22 protein-coding genes and 1 tRNA gene are annotated in these 23736 nt (G+C 69.9%); 10 read left to right on the forward strand and 13 right to left on the reverse strand.

Going from position 1 to position 23736, the window contains the following annotated elements; all coding sequences use genetic code 11:
- Positions 1 to 11: 11 nt before the first annotated feature.
- Genes ACQP00_RS37465 through ACQP00_RS37500 form a run of 8 tightly spaced genes read right to left on the reverse strand, consistent with a single transcriptional unit; the run spans position 12 to position 8224 of the window.
- Positions 12 to 1391 (reverse strand): MmgE/PrpD family protein, encoded by a 1380-nt coding sequence (locus ACQP00_RS37465; protein WP_433205248.1) that lies wholly within the window; start codon positions 1389 to 1391, stop codon positions 12 to 14.
- Entirely contained in the window at positions 1384 to 2232 is an 849-nt protein-coding gene (locus ACQP00_RS37470; RefSeq protein ID WP_433205251.1) for a cyclase family protein, read from the reverse strand. The genes ACQP00_RS37465 and ACQP00_RS37470 overlap by 8 nt, the downstream gene beginning before the upstream one ends.
- Positions 2233 to 2258: 26 nt before the next feature.
- Positions 2259 to 3473, reverse strand: a complete 1215-nt coding sequence (locus ACQP00_RS37475; RefSeq protein WP_433205254.1) for a CaiB/BaiF CoA transferase family protein — start codon at positions 3471 to 3473, stop codon at positions 2259 to 2261.
- Entirely contained in the window at positions 3470 to 4894 is a 1425-nt protein-coding gene (locus ACQP00_RS37480; protein ID WP_433205257.1) for an FAD-dependent oxidoreductase, read from the reverse strand. Before ACQP00_RS37480 ends, ACQP00_RS37475 begins: the two co-directional genes overlap by 4 nt.
- Before the next feature lie 40 nt (positions 4895 to 4934).
- Complete coding sequence (locus tag ACQP00_RS37485; protein WP_433205260.1) at positions 4935 to 6056, reverse strand: ABC transporter substrate-binding protein; 1122 nt, start codon at positions 6054 to 6056, stop codon at positions 4935 to 4937.
- Between the two features lie 25 nt (positions 6057 to 6081).
- Positions 6082 to 7224, reverse strand: a complete 1143-nt coding sequence (locus ACQP00_RS37490; RefSeq protein WP_433205263.1) for a class I SAM-dependent methyltransferase — start codon at positions 7222 to 7224, stop codon at positions 6082 to 6084.
- Positions 7221 to 7418 (reverse strand): hypothetical protein, encoded by a 198-nt coding sequence (locus tag ACQP00_RS37495; RefSeq protein WP_433045778.1) that lies wholly within the window; start codon positions 7416 to 7418, stop codon positions 7221 to 7223. The genes ACQP00_RS37490 and ACQP00_RS37495 overlap by 4 nt, the downstream gene beginning before the upstream one ends.
- Entirely contained in the window at positions 7415 to 8224 is an 810-nt protein-coding gene (locus ACQP00_RS37500; RefSeq protein WP_433205266.1) for an acetoacetate decarboxylase family protein, read from the reverse strand. The genes ACQP00_RS37495 and ACQP00_RS37500 overlap by 4 nt, the downstream gene beginning before the upstream one ends.
- 233 nt (positions 8225 to 8457) lie before the next feature.
- On the opposite strand from ACQP00_RS37500, the gene ACQP00_RS37505 reads away from it, so the two are divergent.
- Genes ACQP00_RS37505 through ACQP00_RS37530 form a run of 6 tightly spaced genes read left to right on the forward strand, consistent with a single transcriptional unit; the run spans position 8458 to position 13884 of the window.
- Positions 8458 to 9276, forward strand: coding sequence for an ABC transporter ATP-binding protein (locus ACQP00_RS37505; RefSeq protein WP_433205269.1), 819 nt, complete (start codon positions 8458 to 8460; stop codon positions 9274 to 9276).
- Between the two features lie 11 nt (positions 9277 to 9287).
- A complete protein-coding gene (locus ACQP00_RS37510; protein ID WP_433205272.1) occupies positions 9288 to 10145 on the forward strand; it encodes an ABC transporter permease in 858 nt (285 codons plus the stop codon).
- A complete protein-coding gene (locus ACQP00_RS37515; protein ID WP_433224132.1) occupies positions 10145 to 10933 on the forward strand; it encodes an IclR family transcriptional regulator in 789 nt (262 codons plus the stop codon). Before ACQP00_RS37510 ends, ACQP00_RS37515 begins: the two co-directional genes overlap by 1 nt.
- 23 nt (positions 10934 to 10956) lie before the next feature.
- The gene (locus ACQP00_RS37520) at positions 10957 to 11739 is read left to right on the forward strand and encodes an alpha/beta fold hydrolase (protein ID WP_433205275.1); all 783 of its coding nucleotides are present in this window, start codon (positions 10957 to 10959) and stop codon (positions 11737 to 11739) included.
- Positions 11726 to 13027, forward strand: a complete 1302-nt coding sequence (locus tag ACQP00_RS37525) for a phenylacetate--CoA ligase family protein (RefSeq protein ID WP_433205278.1) — start codon at positions 11726 to 11728, stop codon at positions 13025 to 13027. Before ACQP00_RS37520 ends, ACQP00_RS37525 begins: the two co-directional genes overlap by 14 nt.
- Positions 13024 to 13884: an amidohydrolase family protein gene (locus tag ACQP00_RS37530; RefSeq protein ID WP_433205280.1), complete on the forward strand. Its 861-nt coding sequence runs from the start codon at positions 13024 to 13026 to the stop codon at positions 13882 to 13884. The genes ACQP00_RS37525 and ACQP00_RS37530 overlap by 4 nt, the downstream gene beginning before the upstream one ends.
- On the opposite strand, the gene ACQP00_RS37535 is transcribed toward ACQP00_RS37530, so the two are convergent.
- Positions 13859 to 15178 carry an FAD-binding oxidoreductase gene (locus ACQP00_RS37535; RefSeq protein ID WP_433205283.1) on the reverse strand — a complete coding sequence of 440 codons (1320 nt, stop codon included), beginning with the start codon at positions 15176 to 15178 and terminating at the stop codon, positions 13859 to 13861. The genes ACQP00_RS37530 and ACQP00_RS37535 overlap by 26 nt on opposite strands.
- An 85-nt stretch (positions 15179 to 15263) precedes the next feature.
- On the opposite strand from ACQP00_RS37535, the gene ACQP00_RS37540 reads away from it, so the two are divergent.
- Positions 15264 to 16283 (forward strand): ADP-ribosylglycohydrolase family protein, encoded by a 1020-nt coding sequence (locus tag ACQP00_RS37540; protein WP_433205286.1) that lies wholly within the window; start codon positions 15264 to 15266, stop codon positions 16281 to 16283.
- Positions 16284 to 16530: 247 nt separating this feature from the next.
- Here ACQP00_RS37540 and ACQP00_RS37545 read toward each other — a convergent pair whose 3' ends face one another.
- The 3 genes from ACQP00_RS37545 to ACQP00_RS37555 all read right to left on the reverse strand — a co-directional run bounded on the left by ACQP00_RS37545 (position 16531) and on the right by ACQP00_RS37555 (position 19506).
- Positions 16531 to 17247, reverse strand: coding sequence for a hypothetical protein (locus ACQP00_RS37545; RefSeq protein ID WP_433205289.1), 717 nt, complete (start codon positions 17245 to 17247; stop codon positions 16531 to 16533).
- Positions 17248 to 17273: 26 nt separating this feature from the next.
- The gene (locus ACQP00_RS37550) at positions 17274 to 18575 is read right to left on the reverse strand and encodes a M20/M25/M40 family metallo-hydrolase (RefSeq protein WP_433205292.1); all 1302 of its coding nucleotides are present in this window, start codon (positions 18573 to 18575) and stop codon (positions 17274 to 17276) included.
- An 85-nt stretch (positions 18576 to 18660) separates the two neighbouring features.
- The gene (locus ACQP00_RS37555) at positions 18661 to 19506 is read right to left on the reverse strand and encodes an SGNH/GDSL hydrolase family protein (protein WP_433205295.1); all 846 of its coding nucleotides are present in this window, start codon (positions 19504 to 19506) and stop codon (positions 18661 to 18663) included.
- A 93-nt stretch (positions 19507 to 19599) separates the two neighbouring features.
- On the opposite strand from ACQP00_RS37555, the gene ACQP00_RS37560 reads away from it, so the two are divergent.
- From ACQP00_RS37560 to ACQP00_RS37570, 3 genes are all read left to right on the forward strand, one after another.
- Positions 19600 to 20172 (forward strand): hemerythrin domain-containing protein, encoded by a 573-nt coding sequence (locus ACQP00_RS37560; protein ID WP_433205298.1) that lies wholly within the window; start codon positions 19600 to 19602, stop codon positions 20170 to 20172.
- A gap of 185 nt (positions 20173 to 20357) precedes the next feature.
- A tRNA-Leu gene (locus ACQP00_RS37565) sits at positions 20358 to 20445 on the forward strand.
- Positions 20446 to 20908: 463 nt separating this feature from the next.
- Positions 20909 to 21793 carry a tyrosine-type recombinase/integrase gene (locus tag ACQP00_RS37570; RefSeq protein WP_433205301.1) on the forward strand — a complete coding sequence of 295 codons (885 nt, stop codon included), beginning with the start codon at positions 20909 to 20911 and terminating at the stop codon, positions 21791 to 21793.
- Positions 21794 to 21910: 117 nt separating this feature from the next.
- On the opposite strand, the gene ACQP00_RS37575 is transcribed toward ACQP00_RS37570, so the two are convergent.
- Positions 21911 to 23665, reverse strand: a complete 1755-nt coding sequence (locus ACQP00_RS37575; protein ID WP_433205303.1) for a DUF262 domain-containing protein — start codon at positions 23663 to 23665, stop codon at positions 21911 to 21913.
- Between the last annotated feature and the right edge of the window lie 71 nt (positions 23666 to 23736).

Below are 23736 nucleotides of genomic sequence, written 5' to 3' on the forward strand. Positions count from 1 at the left end.
CCTTCCAGGGGTCACTGGTGCAGCAGGGTCCGCACGTCGGGGTGCGTGTCGAGAGCGAGGACGGCGGCCCGCAGCCGCTCGTGCCCGGGGGCGTTGCCGGCGAACTTGCGGCCGATCTCGTCGTCGGTCAGCCGCCACGCGTCCCCGCCCCGGTTGGCGAGGACCTCGACGGTCTCCGTGCGGCCGTCGCGCAGCCGCGCGGTCAGCACGGCCGGGAACTGGTGCGGGAAGATCGCGTCGCAGCGCGGGTCGGCCACGACGCTCACCTTCGCCATCAACTCCCGGCGGGCCGGGTCGGTCGCGAGCTCGTCGGTGTAGTCCTCCAGGGCCGCGCCGAGGCCGCCGCCGCCGAGCAGGCCGACGGTGACCGCGTAGGGGGCGGAGAACTGGGCCTGGTACCCGGTCACCGGAGCCCGCTTGACCTCGATCGGCTCCCCGATCGTGCGGATCACCGGACCGGGCACGCCGACCTGGATCGACTCGACGTCCCCCGGGTGTACGCCACGCCGGCGCAACTCCGCCGCCGCGTCCACGGTCGTGTGGGTGAAGTGGTTGGCCGGGTACGGCTTGAAGAAGATGCCGGGGACCGACCACCGCTCCCCCAGCCCGTCGGTGATCTGGGTGGCGTCGAACCGGCCGTGCAGGAACGCCTGGAAGAAGCCGAACCGGCCCTCGAGCGCGGTCGGCGGGCCGGTGAGCCCGCGGCGGGTCAGGTCGGCGGCGGTGACGGCGCTGTGCGCGGCCCAGCCGCAGTGCATCCGCTTCACGGTGCCGCCGGTGCGGTTCGCCTCGATGATGCCGGAGGCCATGGACGCGGCCACGCCGAGCGAGGACTGGATGCCGTCGGCGTCCAGGCCGTGCAGCATGGCCGCCGCGACCGCGCCGCCGAGGGCGCCGCAGATCGAGGTGGCGTGCTGGCCGTGCTCGAAGAACGTCGAGTTGCCGGCCTCCTGGTCGTAGCCCGCCATGCCGATGCGCACGCAGGTCTCCAGGCCGACCGCGACGGCGGCGACCAGGTCGGCCCCGGAGGCGCCGACGGCCTCGGCCGCGGCCAGGGCGGCGGGGACGACGCCGGCGCTCGGGTGCAGTACCGACGGCAGGTGGGTGTCGTCGTAGTCGAGGGAGTGCGCGAGCGTGCCGTTGACGAGGGCCGCCAGGGCCGCGGGCACCTTGTCGGCGACCCCGATCGCGGTGGCCTCGGGGCGGCCGCCCTGGTCGGCGACGTAGCCGATGACGGCCTGGCTCGATTCGAGGTCCCGGGCGCGCAGTGCGAGGCCGAGGGTGTCGAGGACCCGCATCCGGGTGCTGGCCACCACGTCGGCGGGCAGCCGCGCGAGGTCCGTGTCCGCGGCGAGTTCGGCGATCAGGCGGGACAGCGTCGGCTCAGCCACGGGAGGCCTCCCCCAAAAGGGAAGTCCGGGAGACCACCGCCAGGGGACGGACCGGGGAACCGGTGGCTCCGTAGAGCTTCAGCGGGGAGAGCACGAACGTGAAGCGGTGCACGCCGGCGGCGGCGAGGTCGTCGAGGACCATCGTCTCGATGATGTAGATGCCGCGTTCGACGAGCAGGACGCGGTGCGCGGGAAGCAGGCCGTGGCCGGCGCCGGGCTTGAGGCACTCGAACGCGATCGTGTCCGCGCCGACGGCGTGCGGGCGGTGGTCGGCGAGCCAGATCGCGCCGTCCTCGCTGACCCCGGGTACGCCCGTGGTCTTGCCGACGAAGGTCGCGTAGTCCTCGAAGTGCCGGCCCCAGCCGCTGCGGACCAGCACGACGTCGCCCTCGTCGACGGTGACGCCCTGGACCTTGGCGGTCAGCTCCAGGTTGGCCGGGGTGATCTCGTAGCCGCCGTCGAGGCCCTCCGGGGAGCCGAGCGCGGTCGGGACGTCGAGCAGCACGCCGGGGCGCACGATCGGGGCGATGGTGTGCGCGCCGAGCGCGTCGAAGCGCCCGCCGAGCGAGGCCTCCCGCGCGTCGGAGCCGTCGGCCAGCCGGTTGTCCTGGCTGACGTGGGCCAGCGCGTCGACGTGGGTGCCGACGTGCGTGCCCATCGAGATCATGTCGTTGGCGGCCGAGCCGCCGTCGTCGCGGACCATGTCGCCGTGCCGGCGGGGCAGGGCGTGCCAGTACGGCGGATGGTTCGGCGACTGCGGCATGCCGATGCGCAGCGTGCGGCCGAGGTCGTGGATCTCGACGCCGGCACTGACCGCGGCGATCAGCGGGTCGACGGTCACGGGTACTCCTCGCTGTTCAAGAATGGTCATGCGACGACCTGCCGGTCCCGCAGCGTCGCGATCCGGTCGGCGTCGTAGCCGATTTCGGCCAGGACGGCCTCGGTGTCGGCGCCGAGCGCGCGCCCGGTGAAGCGGATCGCGCCCGGCGAGGCCGACATCCGCCACATCACGTTGTGCATCAGCACCGGGCCGAGCTCGGCGTCGTCGACCTCGGTGAGCATCCCGGTGGCCCGGACGTGCTCGTCCTCGACGAGGTCGCGCGCGGAGTAGATGGGTGCGACGGCCGCGCCGGCCTCGGTGAAGGCCTTGACGACCTCGGCGCGGTCGCGGTCGCGGACCCAGCCGCCGACGTACTCGTCGATCTCGTCGGCGTGCCCGGCCCGGCCGCGCCCCGAGGCGAACCACGGCTCGGCGATGACCTCGGGATGCCCGACGAGGTGCATGACCCGCTCGGCGATCGACTGGGCGCTGGAGGAGACGGCGACCCAGTGCCCGTCGCGGGTCTCGTACGTGTTGCGGGGCGCGTTGTTGGTCGAGCGGTTGCCGTGCCGGGTCTCGACGGTGCCGAGCTGCTGGTAGGCGGTGGGGCCGGGGCCGACGGCGGTGGTCAGCGGGCTGAGCAGGTCCAGGTCGATCACCTGGCCCGCGCCGGTGCGCTCGCGGTGCAGCAGCGCCATCGCGATCGCCGAGGAGGCGGCGACCCCGCAGATGCTGTCGGCCAGGCCGAACGCGGGCAGCGTGGGCGGGCCGTCGGCCGGGCCGGTGAGGTGCGCGAAGCCGCTCATCGCCTCGACGAGCGTGCCGAAGCCGGCGCGCTGGGCGTACGGGCCGGTCTGGCCGAAGCCGGAGATCCGGGCGATGACGAGGCGCGGGTTGCGGGCCAGCAGCACGTCGGGCCCAAGGCCCCACTTCTCCAGCGTGCCGGGGCGGAAGTTCTCCACGAGGACGTCCGCGGTCTCGATGAGCTCGAGCAGTACAACCGCGCCCTCCGGTTCTTTGATGTTGAGCGCGACCGCGCGTTTGTTGCGCGAGATCTCCTTCCACCACAGGGCGACGCCGTCCTTGCTCGGGCCGTGGCCGCGCATGCCGTCGCCCTTGAGCGGGTGCTCGATCTTGACGACGTCGGCGCCGTAGTCGCCGAGGATCTGGCAGGCGAGCGGGCCGGCCAGGATGGTGGACAGGTCGATCACCCGGATGCCGGCGAGCGGGCCGGCGAGCGGGCCGGTGCCGGCCGCGCTCACCACGTGAGGATCCCGGTGCCGAGCAGCCGCCCGAAGGTCATGGCCGGGGTGGCGAGCATGCCGCCGCAGAACGCGTTGCCCATGAACGCGGCCGAGCCGAGCAGCTCGCCGAGGGCGTAGAGGCCGGGCACGGCGGTGCCGTCGGGGCGGATCACGCGCAGGTCGCCGTCGACGGCCAGGCCGGCCGTGGAGGTGATCGACATGCCCTGCACGCGGATCGCGTAGAACGGCCCCTCGGCCACCGGCAGCGGCCGGAAGACACGCCCGAGCGGGTCGTCGCCGTCGAGGTTCGCGTTGTACTCCTCGACGGTGGCGACGAGGTTGCCCGCGTCGATGCCGGCCGCCTTGGCCAGGGTCGCCAGGTCGTCGGCGACGTGGAACATCGGGTGGTCGCCGGCCCGGGAGCGGATGTCGCCGGCGCTCCAGCCGGGGATCATCGGCGGCGCCTCGCGCAGGATGCGCTCGTCGAACACGATGTACCGGCGCAGGTCGGTCTGGGCGAGCAGCGCGTGTTCGCGCACGTCGACGCTGGGCTCGTCCTCGGCCACGAACCGCCGGCCTTCGACGTTGACGTACAGCTCCCACGGCATGCGCATCTCGGGCCAGTGCACGGGCCGGCACAGCACCGGCGCCGGGATCTGCTGTGAGTCCAGGACCGAGCCGAACGAGCACAGGTACTTGTCGTGGTTGCGCGTGTACCCGCCCGCCGCGACGCCGAGCTTGTGCCCGGCGCCCTTCGCGAAGCGGTAGGAGGCGTCGGCGTACGCGGGGACGCCGTTGAACTCCTGGAACAGCGCGGGATCGGCGTTGTAGCCGCCGGTGGCGAGCACGACGTTGGTCCCGAGGAACTCCTCGCCGGCCGCGGTGGCGACGCCGGTGACCCGGCCGCCCCCGGCCGCGGGGTCCTGGACGAGCCGGACGACCTCGGTGCCGAACCGGGCGCTGATGACGCCGTTGTCGATCAGCTCCCGGAACGGCCTGCGGACCGCCGCGAGAATCGAGCGGCCGAGGTCGGGGCCCCAGTAGTACCGGTCCTGGCTGTAGTGCTCGTGGTTCTGGCCGCGGACCGGGTGCTCGGGCAGCACCGGCATGCCGAGGTCGTCGAGCAGCCAGTCGATCGTCGTGGCCGCGTTGGACACCGCCAGCCAGACCAGTTCCCGGTCGGCGGTGTCCTTGCTGATCCGGACGATGTCGGCGAGGTGCTCCTCGGGGGTGTCCCCGATGCCCTTGGCCCGCTGCAGCCGGGTGCCGGCCGCGCTGAGCTGGCCGGTGGCCAGGTGCAGGGCCCCGCCCTCCTCGGGCGCGGCGTCGATGACCAGCACGCGGGCGCCGCTGCGGGCGGCGAAGATCGCGGTGGACATGCCGCCGGCTCCGGCACCGACGACGATGACGTCCCAGCGTGCGTCTGGGCTGGTGTGCATCGGGGACTCCCTTGATTTCGAGCGACAGTCGAGCGACCGGTCAGCCGGCGATCTTGTAGTCCTTGGCGTCCTTGATCACGGCGTCGCGGTCGAAGGCGTTGATGTCCTTGATCAGCGACCCGTCGAAGACGTCGGCGACGTTCGGCTCCTTCTTCACCTGGCCGGTCGAGAGGGCCCAGGTGGCCGCCTTCTTCAGCTGGGCGTCGCTGAGCTCGCCCCACTGCGGCCACGCCGCCGGGTCGTCGGTCTGCGGGGTCGAGGTGGTCATCCACGCCTTGAGCAGGGTCACCAGCTCGGCGCGGCGCTTGGCCGTGTCACCGCCGGAGCCGGCCAGCTCGGGGAAGGTCTTGAGGCCCATGTCGACCGCGGCCTCGGGGTTGAGCCGCGCGAACATCAGGCCCTTGTACGCCGCCCGGGTGTACTTCACCGCGAGGTCCTTGTCCTTGCCCTGCAGGGTCTTGGCGCTGACGGTGAACGAGATGCTCGGCATGCCGTCGAACAGGGCCGGGTTGGTGAGGTAGCTGAACTTCATGCCGATCTGCTCCAGCTGCGAGAACAGCTCGGCGTAGAGCGCGATCGCGTCGACCTGGCCGCTGTCCAGCGCCGCCTTGGCCTGGGTGCCCTGGCCGACCGGCAGGATCTTGACGTCCTTGTCCGGGTCGATGCCGTTCTCGTGCAGGAACGAGCGGGTGAACAGGTTCGAGCCCGACGCGAGGGAGATGACGCCGATCTTCTTGCCCTTGAGGTCGGCCGGCGAGCTGATGCCCTTGCCGTCCGGGACGCCGATCTTCCACGGGAACGAGGTGTTGATCGAGCCGACGGTGCGGACCGGGACGCCCTGCTCGACCGCGGCCATGGTCGAGGCGACCTCGGCGTTGGTGGCCAGCGCGTCGCCGGAGGCGATCACCTGCAGGGCGGCCGAGGAACCGTTGGCCGTCTTGAGGTTGGCCTCGAGGCCCTCCTCCTTGAAGTAGCCCATCTGCTTGGGCACCGCGTACAGCGCGATCTGCGTCGAGCCCGGCACGGTGGCCGTGGTGACGTAGTTGACCGAGGTCAGGCCCTGGGCGTTGGTGCTGCCGGTGTCGGAGGAGCCGCCGCAGGCCGAGGCGGCGAGCGCTAAGGCCGCCAGCGTGGCGGTCAGCGCGAGAGGACGACGGAACATGGGTCTCCCTTGATGGGCGGTTGGGTTAGCGACGCGCGACGATCAGGCCGATCCGGCCCGCGGAGGACTGGCCGGTCACCAGGCGGCGACCGGTGGGGATGAGTTCGCGGGTGACCTGGTCGGGCTCGAAGCCGGCGCGGACCGCCATGGCCTCGAGGTCGAGCGTCCGGACGGTGCTCCAGAACGGCTCGTTGTTGTTCGTGGTGTCCCACTCGACGAGGAATTGGGCGAAGGGGTCCATCGTCGTGAACGGCGGGTACTCCGCGTGGATCATCAGACCGCCCGGCTTGAGCAGCCGGAAGCTCTCGGTGAGGATGTTCTGCACGGCCTTGGTGCTGGTCTCGTGCAGCAGGATGTGCGACACGACGAGGTCGAAGCTGCCGGCCGGGAAGCCGGTCGCCTCCGCGTCGCGCTGGGAGAAGTGCACCGGCAGCCCGAACGAGGCGGCCCGGGCGTGGGCGTAGCGCAGCATGGGCGCGGCGACGTCGATCGCGTGCACCTCGGCTGCCGGATAGCGCTCGGCATAGGGCAGCGTGCTGTGCCCGACCGAGCAGCCCATGTCGAGGATGGCTTCCGGGTGCAGTTCCGGATGGTGTACGTCCAGCCAGTGCTCGATCACCGACCGGCCCTTGTCGTCGTTGGCCGCGCCGAGCTGTCCGGCCGCGTAGATGTAGACGCCGCGGTCGTACAGCGCGCCGGCGGTCAGGTCGTCCGGCCCGTGCTCCCGGTAGTAGCCGGTGGGCATGCAGTGGATGTCGACCGTCTGCAGGTAGGCCGGAATCGTCACGGAAGCGTCGAGGGTGAGCGACCCGGAGCTGCCGAGCAGCGAGCCGGCCACGCCGGTCAGCCGGGTGAACTGGCGCGCGGTGCTCTCCGCGACCAGGCCCCACATCTGCTCCTGGCCGGAGCGGCGCAGGGCGCTCCACATCTGCGTGGCCGGGTCCTCGGCCATCAGCTCGCCGATCACGTGCCGGCTGGTCGGCGCGGCGCCGTGCTCCCGGGCGTAGGCGGGGGCGATCTCGGTCTCGTACCGCTGACGGATACGACCCGCCACGTCGTAGGCGAGGCGGCTCTTGAGGTCCCAGATCTCCTGCTGCCGGTACGCCTCGGTCACGTCCGGCACGGCGAGCACGTCGTGCACCAGCTGTCCGTCGGCGAGCCTGTTCATCGGATCTCCTTGGTGAGTTCGTCGACGAGGCGGCTGACGGCGGTCGAGGCGGTGTCCGGGTCGCGGCCCTCCAGCTCGGCGACCCGGCGCTGCAGCGCGCCGACCTCCTGGCCGAGCACGACGAGCGCGGCGAGCAGGCGGTCGGTGTGGGCGTCGCCGAGGTACACGGGCCGCTTGCCGCGGACGGTCTTCACGCCCGGTCCGCGGTGTAGTCGTGCAGGAGCTCGGCGTTCGTGTCGGTGGTCCAGCCCTGCTTGAACGCGTACGCCGCGAACGGCTCGACGTCCTTGAGCGGCCCGAGCTCCTCGTTGACCGCGTCGTGGATCGTGAGGTGCGGGGTGCCCCGGAAGACCTCGCCGGTGCGCACGTCCGACAGCCGCAGCCCGAGCAGGGCGGTGCGGGTCGGGATGGCCGGCGACGACGAGGGCTGGTGCGCGAGCAGGAAACCCCGGTTGCCGTACGCCGGCATCTCCGACGCCTCGATCGCCTCGGTGATCTCGATGCCGACGTCGAGCACCGGCGCGCCGAGCCGGCTGACCGAGCCGGAGAGCTTGGTGCCGGGGCCGATGGGGCGCATGGCCGGGTTGTACGGGTTGATGTGGGTACGCCGGACTTCGCCGATCTTCTTGCCCCAGCCCATGACGGTGCCGAAGCCCATCGACCAGTCCTCGGTCACCCAGATGAAGCTGCTGAACCGGCCGGGCTCGCCGCGGTGGGTGGCGTAGAAACCGACGATCCCCTCGCCGTACTGCGTGCGGCGCGGCGCGGTGAACGCCTGATCGGGCTCCTCGGCGCTGACCTTGACCATGTCGGCCACGAACGCGAACCCGATGCCGTCCTCGACCGGCTCGAGCCCGTCGGGGAGGTACCGGCGGGCGAGGTCGGCGCCGGCGCGGAACAGCACGCGGATGGCGTCCGAGCCGATGTGGTGCGGCGGTGGTTCGACGAGGCTGGCGGCTCCCGTGGGCGAGAGCGGGTTGGTGAACCCACGCAATTGCATTGGGGCTCCACTTCGTTCCGCTGAAAGAAACGCTGTTTCTCCTGTGAGGCCAGACGCTAGACACGCCGCATCCGCCCCGTCAAGGGGTGTCGAACCGGTTTACTCAGCTGAAACAGAGATCGAAGAATGACCCGGCCGGACTCTTGACGCGCGGCGAGCGCGGTGCCTAGCGTTTCGCAAAGCGGGAAGTCGTACCGCTGAGATGAACGATCCCCCCGAACGAAGGACAGCCGGTGACGTCAGCAGCCAAGGTGGTCCCCGCGACCGACGGCGATCTCGACTCGCGCTGGATCGAGGCCGTGGGCCTCGACAAGGTCTACCGACCGCGCAAGTCCGCGCCCACCCACGCCCTCTCGGACATCTCCTTCGCCGCCAAGCGCGGCGAGTTCGTCTCGATCGTCGGCCCCTCGGGCTGCGGCAAGACGACCCTGCTGAAGATCCTCGCGGGCCTGATCCCCTACACCGAGGGCGACACCCGCATCGCCGGGCACCGCGTCAGCGGCCCCGACAAGGGCGTCGGCATGGTGTTCCAGGCGGCGACCCTGCTGCCCTGGCGCACGATCCTCGAGAACGTCATGGTGCCGGTCGAGATCCAGAAGCTGGACCGCAAGAGGCACGAGGCCCGCGCCCGCGAGCTGCTCGAGCTGGTCGGGCTGCAGGGCTTCGAGAACAAGTACCCGGGCGAGCTCTCCGGCGGCATGCAGCAGCGGGCCGGCATCTGCCGCGCGCTCGTGCACGACCCGGCGGTGCTGCTGCTCGACGAGCCCTTCGGCGCGCTCGACGCGATGACCCGCGAGTACATGAACCTCGAACTGCTGCGCATCTGGCAGGAGAGCCGCAAGACGGCCATCCTCGTCACGCACTCGATCCCCGAGGCGGTGTTCCTCTCGGACCGGGTCATCGTGATGACGCCGCGCCCCGGCCGGATCGCCGAGATCATCGACATCGACCTGCCCCGCCCGCGCGAGCTGCGGATGATGGCCTCCGACGATGCCGGGGTCTACGTCGAGCGGATCCGCGCGTATTTCAACAGTGCCGGCGTCATCGACTGAGGACGGAAATCATGACCACGCAGACCGTCGTCCCGCCCACAGCGGAGCAGCGCCAGTCCCCCACCCCGCCCAAGCGCCGCAGCCTGATCCCGGACCTGCAGGAGCGCCCCGAGTTCGCCCTCGTCCCGCTCGTGTTCGTGGTCGTGGTGGCCGCCTGGGAGTTCGTGCCCGGCTGGCTCGGCGTCGACGAGTTCGTGCTGCCCCGCCCGAGCCAGATCGTCGAGATCTTCTTCGAGCAGCTCGGCCAGGCCGCGTTCTGGCACAACTTCTGGGTCACCGTGCAGGAGGCCGGCCTCGGCTTCGTGATCGCGGTGGTGGTGGCGGTCCTGATCGGCACCGCGGTCGCCCAGATCACGCTGCTCGAGCGCACCGTGCTGCCGTACATCGTGGCGTTCCAGTCGGTGCCGAAGGTCGCCCTGGCCCCGATGTTCGTCGTCTGGTTCGGCTTCGGGCTGGCCTCGAAGATCGTGATGGCGACGATCATCGCGTTCTTCCCGATCCTCATCAACGTGATCGCCGGGCTCAAGTCCGCCGACAACGACAAGATCGAGATGCTGACCTCGTTCGGCGCCTCGCGGTTCCAGGTGTTCCGGATGGCCAGGTTCCCCAGCGCCCTGCCGTACATCTTCGCCGGCCTGCAGAGCGGCGTGGTGTTCGCGATCCTGGGGGCCATCGTCGGTGAGTACATCGGCGCCCAGGAGGGCCTCGGCTACCAATTGATGCAGGCCAACTACCGTTTCGACATCCCGGCGATGTTCGCGGTGCTCATCGTGCTCTCCATCATGGGCATGATCGCCCATGGCGTCGTGAAGCTGTGCCAGCGTAAATTCGTGTTCTGGTCCGGCGATGAGAGCAAGCGGGGGACGTGATGTCGCTAGCGGAGGTCCAGTCGACGCGGGAACCGACCTCGGGGCTCGAGCGGGTGCTCAAGGTGATCTACGCCGTGTCGGCGGCCGGCTCCATGGGCATCGGGGTCTCGGCCCTGGCCCGGGAGATCGACCAGCCCAAGGCGGTCGCGCACCGGCTGCTCAAGGGCCTGGCGGCCGACGGCTTCCTCGCGTTCGACGACGCCACCAAGTGCTACCGGCTCGGGACCGGGGCGCTCGCCATCGGCATGGCGGCCCTGCGGCAGACCAACGTGCAGCAGACCGCCCGGCCGATCCTCGAGCGCCTGGTCCGCGAGACCCAGGAGACCGCGACGCTCTCGCTCAAGCAGGGCGACAGCCGCATCTACGTCGACCAGGCGCTCTCGCCGCAGGAGATCCGGATGTCGGTGACCATGGGCGTCGCCTACCCGCTGCACGCCGGGGCGTCGTCCAAGGCGATCCTCGCGGCCATGCCCGACGGCGAGATCGACGGCTACCTCGCCTCGCACTCCCTCAACCTGCTGACCTCGGCCACCATCGCCGGCCGGCACGAGCTGCTGCAGGAGATCGTGCAGATCCGCGAGCGGGGCTACGCGATCAGCGCCGGTGAGCGCGACGCGGGCGCGGCCAGCGTCGCCGCCGCCGTGCTCGGCATGGCCGGCGGGGTGCTCGGCTCGATCTCGGTCTGCGGGCCGGTCGGCCGCTTCGAGGCCACCGACATCCAGCGCCTCGGCGGTCTGGTCCGGGCGGGCGCGCAGGAAGTGTCGCGCGCCGTCGGCCACGTCGCCTGACTTTGTGTGAAAGGCCTTTTGCGATGCACCGTGCCTATTTTCAGACCTCATACGGCCAGATCCACGCCCGCGTCGGCGGCGATTCCGGCCCCAACGTCGTGCTGCTGCACGAGAGCCCGCTCTCCTCGTTCGTCTACGACGACGTGATCCCGCTGCTCGAATCGCGCTACCGCGTGCTGGCCCCGGACACGCTCGGCTACGGCATGTCCGACGCCCCGCCGCAGCGCCTCGACATTCCCGGGTACGCCGAGCCGGTCGTCGAACTGCTCCGCTCGCTCGACGGGCCGGCGGTCGTGGTCGGCTCGCACACCGGCGCCAGCATCGCCATCGCGGCCGCGCACCGGGCCCCGGAGCTGGTGTCCGGGCTGGTGCTGCTGGGGATCGCGACGTACACGCCGCAGCAGCAGCGGGACCGGCGGGACAACTGGGCGCCGGACGAGCCGGTGACCGAGGAGGCCACGCACCTGCTGTCGGCGTGGCAGCGGTACCAGGGACTCTGGCGCGGTTGTGATCTCGAGACCCGGCAGCGGGCGGTGTGGACGATGCTCGGCTCGCTGTCGCGCTACCACTGGGCGTACAACTCGGCCTTCGAATACGACCCGCTCACGCCGCTCGCGCAGCTCTCGTGCCCGGTGCTGTGCGTCGCCGCCGACGGGGAGTTCCTGGAGGAAGGCACCCGCCGGGCGGCCGCGGATCTGGGCCTGCCCTACGAGGTGGTGCCCGACTGCATCGGGCAGATCCCGGTCCGGCAGCCCAAGGTCTGCGCCGACCTGATCGAACGGTTCGTGTCCAGTGCCGTTGCGTGAGACCCGGGACGCCGCGCTGCGGGCGACCGTCGCCCGGCTCGCGGCCAGCCACCCGTTTTATCGTGATTTTTGGTCACAGGTCGACCTCTCGCGCGTCCGGGGCATCGACGATCTTCCGTTGCTGCCGCTGACCACCAAGGCGATGTTCACGGCCGACCCGGAGGCGTTCCGGCTGGAGCCGGACGGGTCACCCGAGCGGCAGCTGTGGGACGTGGCCTACACCTCCGGGTCGACGTCCGCGCCGGCGCCGATCTACCAGTCGGCGTACGACTTCCACGCGATCCTGTTCGCGCAGGTGCGCATGGCCGAGATCCGCGGGATGCGCGGCGACGACCGGATCGCCAACCTGTACCCGCTCACGCCGCAGCCGCACGGCGCCTGGACCCGGGCCAACCACGCGGCGGCCGTCCTCGGGGCGACCGTGGTGTGCGGGATGAGCGGGGCGAGCCCCTGGTTCGACGTGACCCGGCGGCTGCCCGAGGTCGCCGACCTGCTCGTGGCGACGCGGCCGACGGTGCTGTGGGGCGTGCCGAGCTACGTGCGCCGGGTCGTCGACGAGGTCATCCGGCGCGGCGGCACGCTGCCCGACGTGCGGATGCTCGCGATCAGCGGGGAGGCCGTCACCCCGGCGATGGCGGCCCAGCTCGCCGAGCTCCTCGCCGCGGCCGGCGCCCCGCAGGTCGTGATCTCCAACAGTCTCGGCGCGTCGGAGCTGCAGTACGGGCTCGTCGAGTGCGTGGCGGGGGCGGGGTTCCACAATCCGGTACCGGAGCTGCTGCACCTCGACGCGGTGGACGAGGACGGCCTGCCGGTGCCGCCGGGCTCGCCGGGCGCGTTCGTGATGACCCACCTCGGGCGGCAGGGGACGGTGCTGGTCCGGTATCTGCTCGGCGACCGCGTCGAGGTGGACCACGGCCCGTGCCCGCACTGCGGCCGGCTCGGCGGGCGGGTGGTCGCGCACCACGGGCGCTCGAGCCGCTCACTCAAGATCAAGGGCCAGCTGGTCGACACCACGGTGCTGGAGTCCACGGTCGCCGCGGTTCCCGGTGTGGCCGACCACCGCAGTGTGGTGCGGCTCCGGGATTTGCATGATCCACTCTCCGGCGACGAGCTCGTCGTGCAGGTCGCGCCCTTGCCGTCGTTCTCCGCCGATCGCGTGGTCGAGGCGGTCAAACTCGCCACTCGCGTCACGCCCGCCGTCGAGGTCACCACGGCCGATTCCCTCTTTCCACCCGACGAGCGGATGAAGCCGCGCCGGTTCGTCGACGAGCGCTCGGAGTCCCGATGAGTACGCCCGCGATCGACATCGTCTGTAACCTGTTCACGCCCGAGGTCGTCGCCTCCCGGCCCGCCTGGAACAAGCAGTTCCTGGGCGGCAAGGTCAACGCCTCCGAGTCCACCCTCGCCGGTCTGACCGTGGAGCAGCACCTCGACGCGCTGGACGCCGCGAACGTCGAGCACGCCCTGCTGATCGCGCCCAAGATGGGCCGCGAGGGCCTGTCCGAGTCGTGGCGGCTGGACCCGATGCGGGTCGTCGACGTGGTGCAGGCCCATCCCGACCGCTTCAGCGGCCTGGTCGGCATCGACCCGTACGAGGGCATGAAGGGCGTGCGCGAACTGGAGCGCATGGTCCGTGACTACGGGATGGTCGGCGCCCACATCTACCCGCACTGGTTCGAGCTCGCCCCCGACCACGCGCGCTACTACCCGTTCTACGCCAAGTGCGCCGAGCTGGGCGTACCGGTGCAGATGCAGGTGGGGCACTGCCTGCGGTACAGCCACGACCACCCGCTCCCGTCGGTCGGCCGGCCCATCCTCCTGGACACCCTGGCCTGCCACTTCCCCGAACTGAAGATCATCGGCATCCACGTCGGCTGGCCGTGGACGGAGGAGATGATCGCGGTCTCCTACAAGCACCCGAACGTGTACATCGGCATCGACGCGTACGCCCCGAAGTACCTTGACCCGAAGCTGGTCAGCTACCTCAACGGCTGGGGCGCCGACAAGGTCATGTTCGGCACCGACTTCCCGGTGATCCCGCACGGCCGCGCCCGGGCGGAGATCGCCGAGTGGAACCTGCGCCCTTCATCCGAGGCGAAGCTGATGCGGGAGAACGCTCTTAAGGTGTACGGGCTTTCGTTGTGAGGCTTGGGATCGCCGTGAACACGTTGCCGGGGTCGTAGCGGCGCTTGACGCGCAGCAGCCGGTCGAGGTTGTCCCCGAACGAGTCGCGGGCCCGCTCGTCCTCTTCGGGCCCCAACTGGTTCGGGTACGCCCCCGGCAGCGCTTCCACCGCACCTACCACGCCGTCGGCCCACGCCCGGTGCTCGTCCTCCGGCTGGTCCGGTTGCCACACGGCGATCACCTCGATCACCTGGTGCGGCGCCCGGTGCGCGAACGCGGTCGCGGCCGGATCGACGCGCGCCGCCGCCCCGTGGAACCGGTTCACGAACAGGACGTCGAACGGCGACGAGGCGGCGACGGCCCCGGCGGTGAGCGCCCGCGCCGTGCCACCGGTCAGCTCGCGGGTCCAGGCGCTGCGCAGCAGATAGTGGTTCCCCGGGACGGCGTTGGCCTCGAACATCCCCGCCGCGACCTCGTACGGCACGGGTCCGACCTGGTCGACGAACGGGTGGCCGAGGGATCGCAGCCGCGCGACGTACGGTTCGCCGGCCGCGAGGTCGTCACCGCACCAGACGGGGCACAGGAAGACCGACTGCTGCGCGAACCCGGTCATCACGGTGAGCTCGTCGGGGGCCGCGGCGACGAGCTCGGCGTAGCCCTTGAGCACGTCGGCGGCCTCGTGGATCGGGAACACCAGCATGCCGGCCAGCACCATGGGAATCGGGTGCAGGCGCAGCCGCATCGAGGTGACGACGCCGAAGTTGCCGCCGCCGCCGCGCAGGGCCCAGAGCAGGTCCTCGTCGGCCTGGACGATGGTGCCGTCGGCGAGGACCACTTCGGCGCTGAGGAGGTTGTCGGCGCCGAGACCGCAGCGCCCGACGAGCGGACCGTACCCGCCGCCGGTGGTGAAGCCGACCATGCCGACGCCGCGCTCCACACCGGTCACGGCGGCCAGTCCTTGCGATGCCGCGACCTGGAGGACGTCGCGGGCGGTCGCTCCGCCTTGCACGGTTGCCGCGTCGCCCTCGATCTCGACTGCGCGCATGCCGGTGAGGTCGACGACGACGCCACCGTCGCACAGGGCCCGGCCGGCCCAGTCGTGGCCGCCTGCTCGCACCGAGATCGGCAGCCCGGCCTCGCGCGCCGCCCGCACAACGCCGGCCACTTCCGCGGCGTCCCGGCAGCGCGCTATGGCGGCGGGCCGCTTGTCGACGGCCGCATTCCAGACCCGACTGCCGATCTTGTACTCGTCGTCGCCCGGTACGAGCAGCCGCTCCCCCAGCCGCGGGCGGAGAGCGCCTTCAATGGCTGACATGGCGCCGACCCTACCGTCCCGCTGACGGTGAGCGCCGTCACAAACACGACCCGTGACGATTGAACTGCGGCTCTATGGTGCAGGCGTGAGGTTTCCCGGGATTGCCGCCGCGCGCGGTGTGATGCTCGGCCTGCTGCTCGGCGACGCGCTGGGGGCCGCACGGGGCAAACCGCCTGCGGCCGGCCCACTGCGGGCGGGCACCGGCGGCCAGCTGGCCTGCTGGACGGTGGAGGGGATGATCCGGGCGCATGTGCGTGGCATGCACAAGGGCATCACCACCGTTCCGGGTGTCGTCTGGTACGCCTATCGCCGCTGGGCCGCCGTCCGGGGCGACGTGCCCGCCGCCGGTCGCGACGACGCGTGGTGGCGCGACAGCGGCTGGCTCATGCACGTGCCTGTCCTGGCCGAACGCCGGGGCACCGCTCCCGCCACGGTCGCCGCCCTCGGCTCCGGACGGCAGGGCACGGTGGCCGAGCCGACCGGCACGAGCGTCGGCGCCCACGCGGTGACCCGTACGCTGCCTGCGGCCCTGTGCTCCTGGTGGACCAGCGATGCGGGCCCCGCCGCGCAGATCGCCGCCCTGACCCACACCGGCGAGGCGATCACCGCCGCGGCCCGCGCCGCCGACCTCGTGGCGGCCGTCGCCCAGGGCACCGACCTGACCGAGGCGGTGGCGGGACTGCCCGCGCGGGAGCTGCCGCCGATGCCACTGGTGCCGGCCTCGGTGCTGAACCTGGCCCGATCCACGCCGCGCGATCCGTCGGTCCTGCGCCGCCTGGCCCCGAACGGCGCGGCGACCTCGGCCCTCGCCGGCGGCCTGTACGCCGCGGCCACTGTCGACGCCCCCGCCCAGATCGCCGAGGCGCTGACCTTCGCGGCTTCGGCGGGCGACGGCGGCCACGCGGCGACGGTGGCGGGTGCGTTGCTGGGCGCCCGCTTCGGGCCCGGCGGGCTGCCGGTCGACCTCGTGGCTCGGCTGGAGCTGGTCTGGGTCGGCGACACCTTGGCCCGCGATCTGGTGCAGCAGGTCGAGGAGAGCCCGTCCGGCAACGAGTACGCGCCGGCTCCGGACGCGACCTGGTGGGACCGCTACCCCGGCTTCTGACACCCGCGAACCGCACCGCCTGGCCCGGACGTCCCTGTTTCCCGGCCTCGGGTCACTGCCGCGGCTGTTCCTCGTAGAGGGTCGGCGTCTCGGTCTGGGCCACCGCGGTTCCGCGCGATCATCGGCCGTGGGCGGCGCAGGTGGCCCAAGGTGCTCGGCCGCGGCGAACACAGGCGGCCCCGGTGCGCGGCGGTCGCCCCCGGAGGAGGGCGGCGCCGCGGCCGGGGCCGTCAGGCGAGTGCGGGCGTCAGCGCCGGTCGGCCGCCTCGTCGGCGGCGGTGACCGGAGCGGCCTCCTCGTCGTCTTCCTCGTCGTCCTCGGCGAGGTCGTCGTCCAGGTCGGCGAAGGCGTGCTCGTCGAGGCGGTCCACCACGCGGTCGGCGGCGGCGAGGGCGAAGGGCCCGGCGCCGTCGTTGTCCTCGTAGGTCTCCGGGTCGAGCGGGGTCTCGACCTCGGCCACGATGACCACGCCGTCGAGGGACTCGAGCTCCGGGATGTCCAGGGCGCCCAGCGAGCCGTCGCCCGCCTGCATGAGCTCCAGGACGGCCTCGCCGACGGTCTCGACCGCGGCGCTGTCGCCGTCGCCGGGGTTGGCGCGGCGGGCGGCCTCGGCCACGGCGAGCAGGGCGCCGACGCTCGGGATGCGGTAGTCGCGGCGCTGGCGGACCGAGATCACCCGCGGGTGCGGGTCCTCAGCGTCGGCGCCGTCCACGATGCCGACGCCGAACTGGCGGTCGGCCTCCTCGGGGTCGATCGCCTCGACGTCCCACGGGGTGACCTCGCCGAACTCGTCGAGCAGCAGCTCGTCGTAGCTGTTGGAGGCGTTGTTGAGCTCCACGTAGGCGCGCCACACCTCGTCGTCGTCGGCCCGCCCGTTGGCGGCCTTGACCGCGGCAAGGTGCTCGCGGGCCGCCGCGATCACTCGCTCGAGCGCGGCGTCAAGCTCCGCGTGCCGGTCGGTCATGATGGGATCCCCCTGATGAAGATGAATTAGGACTGCTGCAGGAACCGGTCGAGCACTCGCACGCCGAACTGTAGTCCCTCCACGGGTACGCGCTCGTCAATGCCGTGGAACAACGCGCCGAAGTTCAGGTCGGCCGGCAGGCGCACCGGGGAGAAGCCGAAGCAGCGAATGCCCAGCTTGGCGAACTGCTTGGCATCGGTACCCCCACTGAGCATGTACGGCACCGCGATCGCACCCGGGTCCTCCGCCCGCAGCGCCGAGGACATGGCCGCGACCAGCGCTCCGTCGAACGTGGTCTCCAGCGCGGGCTGGCGGTGGATGTACTCCAGCTCGATGTCCGGGCCGACGATCCGGCGCAGCTCCTCCTCGAACAGCTCGGACTGCCCGGGCAGCGTCCGGCAGTCGATCGTGGCGGAGGCGCGCCCGGGGATCACGTTGTCCTTGTACCCCGCGGCGAGCCGGGTCGGGTTCGCCGTGTTCCGCAGCGTCGCACCGATGATCATCGCGATCGGGCCGATCTTGCCCACGGCCTGCTCGGGGTCGTCGAGGTCGAGCTCGATGCCGAGGATCTGCGAGACCTGCTCCAGGAATGCGCGCACGGTCGGCGTGAGCACGACCGGGAAGCGGTGCGTGCCGACCCGCGCGACCGCCTCGGCCAGCGCCGTCACCGCGTTGTCGTCGTTGATCATCGAGCCGTGGCCGGGCCGGCCCTTGGCGTGCAGGCGCAGCCAGTCGATGCCCTTCTGCGCGGTCTCGATGAGGTACAGCCGCTGGTCACCACCCACGCTCACGGAGAACCCGCCGACCTCGCCGATCGCCTCGGTGACGCCCTCGAAGTGCTCCGGGTGCCGCTCGACCAGGTACTGCGCGCCGTACGTGCTCCCGGCCTCCTCGTCGGCCACGAACGCCAGCACCACGTCGCGGGGAGGCTTGCGGCCCTCGCGCTTCATCTGCCGTACGAGAGCCAGGACCATCGCGTCGAAGTCCTTCATGTCGACGGCGCCCCGGCCCCAGAGGTAGCCGTCCTTGACCTCGCCGCCGAAGGGGTCGACCGACCATTCCGACGCATCAGCCGGTACCACATCCAAATGACCGTGGATCAGCAGCGCTTCCCGGCCCGGGTCCTCGCCCTCGAACCTGGCCACGACGCTGGCCCGGCCCGGCTCGCTCTCGTAGATCTCCGGTTGGAACCCGACCTCGGCGAGCTTCTCGGCCACATACTCCGCGGCGACCCGTTCCCCGGCGCTCGTGTCGAGGTCACCGGTGTTGGTGGTGTCGATGCGGATCAGGTCTCGGCAGATTTCGATGACCTCGTCGGTGGCGTCCATGAGGAAGTCATATCAGGCCCCACTGACATTTTTTTCGGTGGTCCGGCGACGACTACCGAGTGTCGCCGCCGGATCACCCTGCGAATCACCAGCCGAAGCCGGCCGCATAGGTCAATGAAGCCAGAACTGTCTGCCCGGCCGCGTTCGGGTGGAAGTAGTCCCAGGTGGAGACCTGTGACAGGGCGAACTGGTAGCCGAAGACCGCGCCGCCGTCGTACTTGCAGTTCGCCCCGTAGGCGGTGCAGGCTGAGGCGAGCTGAGCGTTGAAGTCGACGACCCGCTGCCGCACCCGGTCCCGCCGGGCGGTGTCGGCGGACGACGTCGACGAGGGGTTGGCGAGCATGGACTGACAGACACCGAAGAGCGACCAGACAGTACGAGCGGATCCGTTCGCACTTCCCACCTGCCAGAGCCGCTTCAGGTCGGGAATGCTCACGAGCAGGATCTTCGCGTTCGGCAGCCCGGCCTTGAGCGTGCCCAGCGCCGAGTCGAGCGAAGCCCGGAACGCGGCGACACTGGTCATCGACGCCTCCGAGCTGGTGCAGGCGTCGTTGGCCCCGATCAGGATCGTGACGTAGGCCGCGCCCTGGCTCACGACGGTGCCGGCTTGCCCGGGCATGTCGGCGACCTTGGCCCCGGACCTGGCGTCGTTGTAGTTCTTGCCGTTGATCGCCGGATTGACGGCCCGGATACGCAGGTAGTGGCTGTTCACGGCGGGGTCGGAACCGGTACTGAACGATCGGCTCGGGCAGTCGACGTACCAGCCGCAGGCGTTGAATCCGCGGGAGATCGAGTCGCCCATCGAGGCGATGGAGCCGGGCGGCGGGCCCGGAGCCGCGGCGGCCGGGGCGGCGGTCCCCAGCTGCGCGGCAAACAGAACGGCGGCGGTGAGAGCGGCGAGGTTGGCGGCCCCTCGCCAGGACAGTGCCATGGCGGCTCCCTGCATATTGAAGGATGTGCATGCGATAGTACTGACGGGTAACCAGCAGTTTCAAGACTTCAGCCCCCGGGTAACCGCCTGCCCGTGAGCGGACTGCCACCCTTGCCACCCATCGACGGCGACGCAACCGGCCGCAGCATGATCGACCTGCTCGACGAGGAACACGAGCAGCTCGACCGCCTGTGCGCCCGCGCCGAGACCGAACCCGCAGCGTCCGACGTCCTCGTGGCAACCCTCGCGCGCCACCTGTCGGCCGAGGAGCAATACCTCTATCCAGCTGTTTCGTCGGTACTCCCGGCAGGCCCCACCATCGCCTCCCGCGAACTGGCCGCCGACGCAGAGTTGCTCGTGGCCCTGCGCCGCCTGCACACCAACGCTGATCGTTCTTCATTGCGGACGGTCACCGAGCACGTACGCGAGCACACCCACCGCACCGCTGGGGAGCTGTTCCCGGCCCTACGTTCGCGATGCACCGAGGAGCAGCTCGTACGCCTGGGCAACCGCGTCGAAATCGCCCGTTCCGCCGCGCCGACCCGCCCCCACCCCGGCACCCCGTCCACCCCACCGCTGAACAAGCTCGTGGACCCGGCCCTGGGCGTCGTCGACAAGGTCATGGACGCCCTGACCCGCCGCACCACCTGGGAAGAAGATCTATAAAACTCGACGTTTATCGATCACTCAACCCTGGGTAACCCCACCCCAGACGCGCAGCGGCCGGCTCCCCCCTCCGGCCGCTGCGGCGCGTCGACCCCCCGATTTCTCAAGATCGGCTGAGACCGTGTAACGTATCGCGTGGCCGTTGGGCACGGGGTCTTCGGACACCGAGTACAATGGTTCAGCCGGTCGAAGTGGCGGAATGGCAGACGCGCTAGCTTGAGGTGCTAGTGCCCTTTATCGGGCGTGGGGGTTCAAGTCCCCCCTTCGACACCAGTTTGATATAAAATGTCCGGTTCTGAAGGGTTCAAGCTATCGCTTGAACACCCAGCTACGGCACCGCTGACGACTAATGGTGTTTAAGCAAGACTTTGACACCGTCGCTCGCACCCAACCTGGTCGATTTTGAGATGACCGGTGCCGAGATGCTCACCAATGTCGTCGAACAGTCGCTCCTACGACGCGGCACCCGGCAGGCACGCCCGATCAGTCCTCGACTGAGTGACGTCGCACGCAAACAGCGAGCATGCATCTTGATGACCGCATGCGATGGTCGCCATGACCCGCTTTCGTCCTCCAGGCGCCCTGCACCCCTGCCCGGCAGTTCCCGCAACCCCCGATGACACCGCACGTCGCGCAGGCCAGATCACACTCAACGTACGGTTCGACCTGCCGATCGACGACATCACCATTGTCGTGACCATGACCCCGTCCGTCGACCGCGCCTCAATCGCCGACCATGGATAGGGCTACCCCGGCACAGCCGCTGCCGATCACCGTCGCCGGATGGATCCCGCTGACTCTGAACACCTGCACGCCCAGCACCGCGACCCTGTACCGCCACTACCTCGAACTGTTCGCCCAACGCCACGGCGATGACGACCTCGCCAGCATCCGCGCCACCCACATCAGCGACTTCGCCACCTGGACCCAAACCATCGCGCAACGCCGACGGTCGTCCATCGACGGACGCAGCGCCAAAGAACACGCCATCGCCGCCGTCCGCAAACTCTTCACCGTCGCCATGCAGAACGACATCATCATCGGCAACCCCGCCGCTGTCATCACCAAACCCCGCCGCCACCCCACCCGACGTGTACCGCTGACCAGCGAACAACTCAACGACGTCTTCGACGCCGCCGCCGACCACGAGACTGTCCTGCTGCGCTTCCTGCTCGAAACCGCATGCCGCCGCGAAGGCCTGCTCAACCTCACCCCGAAATCGGTCCACCCAACCCGCCAGACCGTCATCCTCGACGAGAAGCACACCCAGCACCGCGAACAGCCGGTCTCCGCCGCCATAATTGACGCCCTCGCCGACTCCAGCTGCCCGCTATACACCTGGACCCGCCGTCGCCTCGATGCACTCTGGGTCCGCCTCGGACGCGAACTCGACTGGTTCGCCACGCTCGGCGTCACAACACATTGGTTCCGGCACACCACCATCACCCGCGTCGAACACCGCACCGGCAGCTACACTCTCGCCGCCGCGTTCGCCGGCCACCACCTCCCGGGTAGCACTGGCACCTACATCAACATCACCGTCGCCGACGTCTGCTGGGCCTTCGAACAAGCTGGCTACGGCGACCATCCACTTGCTCGACAATCCCGCCGGCAGCGATAGCCGCAAGCCCGCCGGTAGGAACAAACTACCGGCGGGACACCAACTACACCATTCAGTCCATCCGCCAGTTCACAAGACTTCCATGTCGGGAGGACCGACTCTGCAAAGGGACCTCAATCACGGCGTGACGCCGAGGGCGGTGGTGAGCCTGTCGCGCATGCGGGCCTTGCGCCTTTCGTAGAACTCGACGAATCCCGACATGTCCGACGGCAGATCGTGGAGGTCGTTGGCTTGCACGTATGTGGCCTGCTCCGCCTGTACGGCGAAAGCCCGTTCGAGCCAGTCAGCTGGCAATTTCGCCTGCTTCTCGACGTTCGGCACGCCGCCGAGCAACTGGAGGTTGGGAAGCAGATCGAAGCGGCTCAGATAGTCGTCGATGGCGTCCTCTGCGATTCCCGCGATGCGCAATTTCGTTCGCGTGAACCGGGAGCGCGGAAAGATGTGATCCTCGTGGAATTGCTTGGCCAGATCGAGTCCGGGGTAAAGCAGCGCGAGGACCGGAAAGGTCCGCTGACCACCGTACTTGAGCTCCAGCAGTTCGTCGATCTCCGCCGGCTCGAACGACAATGACTTCCCAAGGGCTGTCATCTCCTTCTCGATCTCCGCGACAGGGAACCCGTAGCCGGGCTGCTGGTCGATCGCCTGCCGGATACGGCCGAGAAGACTGTCGAGGCCCGACCCCCAGATGCCGCGCTTGACAAGCGAACGGGTGATCCACTGCCGGACGGTCATGCGATCTTTCGCATCCGCTCCTGAGGTGACATAGCTGTCGGATACCTCGTGTTTGGCAAGGTAGTAAGCCAGCGGCACCACCACGCTCGCCGCCGTCAGGGTTCGTTCGCTGAAGCCGAAGGTACCGATTAGCGCAACCGCGCGGATCAACGCTGCACGCGTCGTCCCCCAAGAGGCTTCCACCTTGTGCATGTTGCTCTCAGTGAAGTTCGAGACCTGGAATCGCAGGTCGACGCCCGCAACCATGAGAGCTGTCTTGAGTACGACGTCCTTGGAGAAGGAGAAGCTGCTGGAGCCGCTGGTGTTGAGTTCTTGAACCAGCTTGCGAACCTCCTCTCTGGCGTCGAGGTGCCGCCACTGGTTCGTCGCCATCGACAACAGCAGGTCGGAATAGGACAACGTGGTGCCGCCGCTGTTGACCCGTACGAAGATGTCGAGGACCTTGTTGGGATCCTGGGTCTGCTCCAAGTAGTAGTTGATTGGTTTCTGCTCACGGACTGCTTTGTACAGGTCATAAAGCCGCTGGAAGCACGCCGGGGTGCTCAAGTCGAGGCTGCGCTTGGTCAGCTCGCCGTACAGCGCCGGACCGGCGTTGTCGAGGTCGAGGACGGCTCCGACTCGATACCAGCGATCGGGTTGACCGTCCTGCGGCTTGGCGTCGGCGTCGGTGAGGAACCTCAGGTCGTATCGCAGTCCGAGGTCGTTTTCCTCAGCGTCGGCCTCCAGGTTGATGTAGAGACGTTTCTTCGGGAAGGCGTCCGGACTGGTCCACCAGGCGTACTTCTTCTTCTCCGCGTGACTGCCGTAGATAGCAATGTTCAGCGCGGTCAGACGCTGCTGGCCGTCCAGAACGGCGGTGATGCCGCTGCCCGCCGGCACGGTCGCCTTGTTGGCGTATGGATCGTCCCGCTCGTGATAGTGGGTGAGGAAGTTGTAGAACGTATATGTCTTTGCCGTTTCAGGATCAACCTTCCACAGCAGGAACGAACCCATTGGATAGCCGCGCATCAGGCTGTCGAACAAGCGGCGGATCTGGTCAGGGTTCCAGACGAACTCGCGTTGAATCGCGGGCAGAAGGTACTGCTTTTGATGGATGGCGCCGAGGATCTCTTCCGCCGTCACCGGCGTCTGGAAGGCCACTGGCTGTTCTCCCTGTCCCTAACGATGCGCAGAAGTGGATCTCGGAAGCCCTGCCTGCCTTCGCCGTCGGA

Origin of the sequence: Dactylosporangium sp. CS-047395, assembly GCF_050942185.1 — a bacterium.
GTDB lineage: Bacteria > Actinomycetota > Actinomycetes > Mycobacteriales > Micromonosporaceae > Dactylosporangium.

What these genes read in the sequence shown, in the direction of transcription:
- ACQP00_RS37480 (WP_433205257.1), bottom strand. Translation starts at nt 4,894, where the DNA reads ATGCACACCAGCCCAGACGCACGCTGGGACGTCATCGTCGTCGGTGCC.
- ACQP00_RS37485 (WP_433205260.1), bottom strand. Translation starts at nt 6,056, where the DNA reads ATGTTCCGTCGTCCTCTCGCGCTGACCGCCACGCTGGCGGCCTTAGCG.
- ACQP00_RS37490 (WP_433205263.1), bottom strand. Translation starts at nt 7,224, where the DNA reads ATGAACAGGCTCGCCGACGGACAGCTGGTGCACGACGTGCTCGCCGTG.
- ACQP00_RS37500 (WP_433205266.1), bottom strand. Translation starts at nt 8,224, where the DNA reads ATGCAATTGCGTGGGTTCACCAACCCGCTCTCGCCCACGGGAGCCGCC.
- ACQP00_RS37510 (WP_433205272.1), top strand. Translation starts at nt 9,288, where the DNA reads ATGACCACGCAGACCGTCGTCCCGCCCACAGCGGAGCAGCGCCAGTCC.
- ACQP00_RS37515 (WP_433224132.1), top strand. Translation starts at nt 10,145, where the DNA reads ATGTCGCTAGCGGAGGTCCAGTCGACGCGGGAACCGACCTCGGGGCTC.
- ACQP00_RS37520 (WP_433205275.1), top strand. Translation starts at nt 10,957, where the DNA reads ATGCACCGTGCCTATTTTCAGACCTCATACGGCCAGATCCACGCCCGC.
- ACQP00_RS37530 (WP_433205280.1), top strand. Translation starts at nt 13,024, where the DNA reads ATGAGTACGCCCGCGATCGACATCGTCTGTAACCTGTTCACGCCCGAG.
- ACQP00_RS37535 (WP_433205283.1), bottom strand. Translation starts at nt 15,178, where the DNA reads ATGTCAGCCATTGAAGGCGCTCTCCGCCCGCGGCTGGGGGAGCGGCTG.
- ACQP00_RS37545 (WP_433205289.1), bottom strand. Translation starts at nt 17,247, where the DNA reads ATGACCGACCGGCACGCGGAGCTTGACGCCGCGCTCGAGCGAGTGATC.
- ACQP00_RS37550 (WP_433205292.1), bottom strand. Translation starts at nt 18,575, where the DNA reads ATGGACGCCACCGACGAGGTCATCGAAATCTGCCGAGACCTGATCCGC.
- ACQP00_RS37555 (WP_433205295.1), bottom strand. Translation starts at nt 19,506, where the DNA reads ATGGCACTGTCCTGGCGAGGGGCCGCCAACCTCGCCGCTCTCACCGCC.
- ACQP00_RS37570 (WP_433205301.1), top strand. Translation starts at nt 20,909, where the DNA reads ATGGATAGGGCTACCCCGGCACAGCCGCTGCCGATCACCGTCGCCGGA.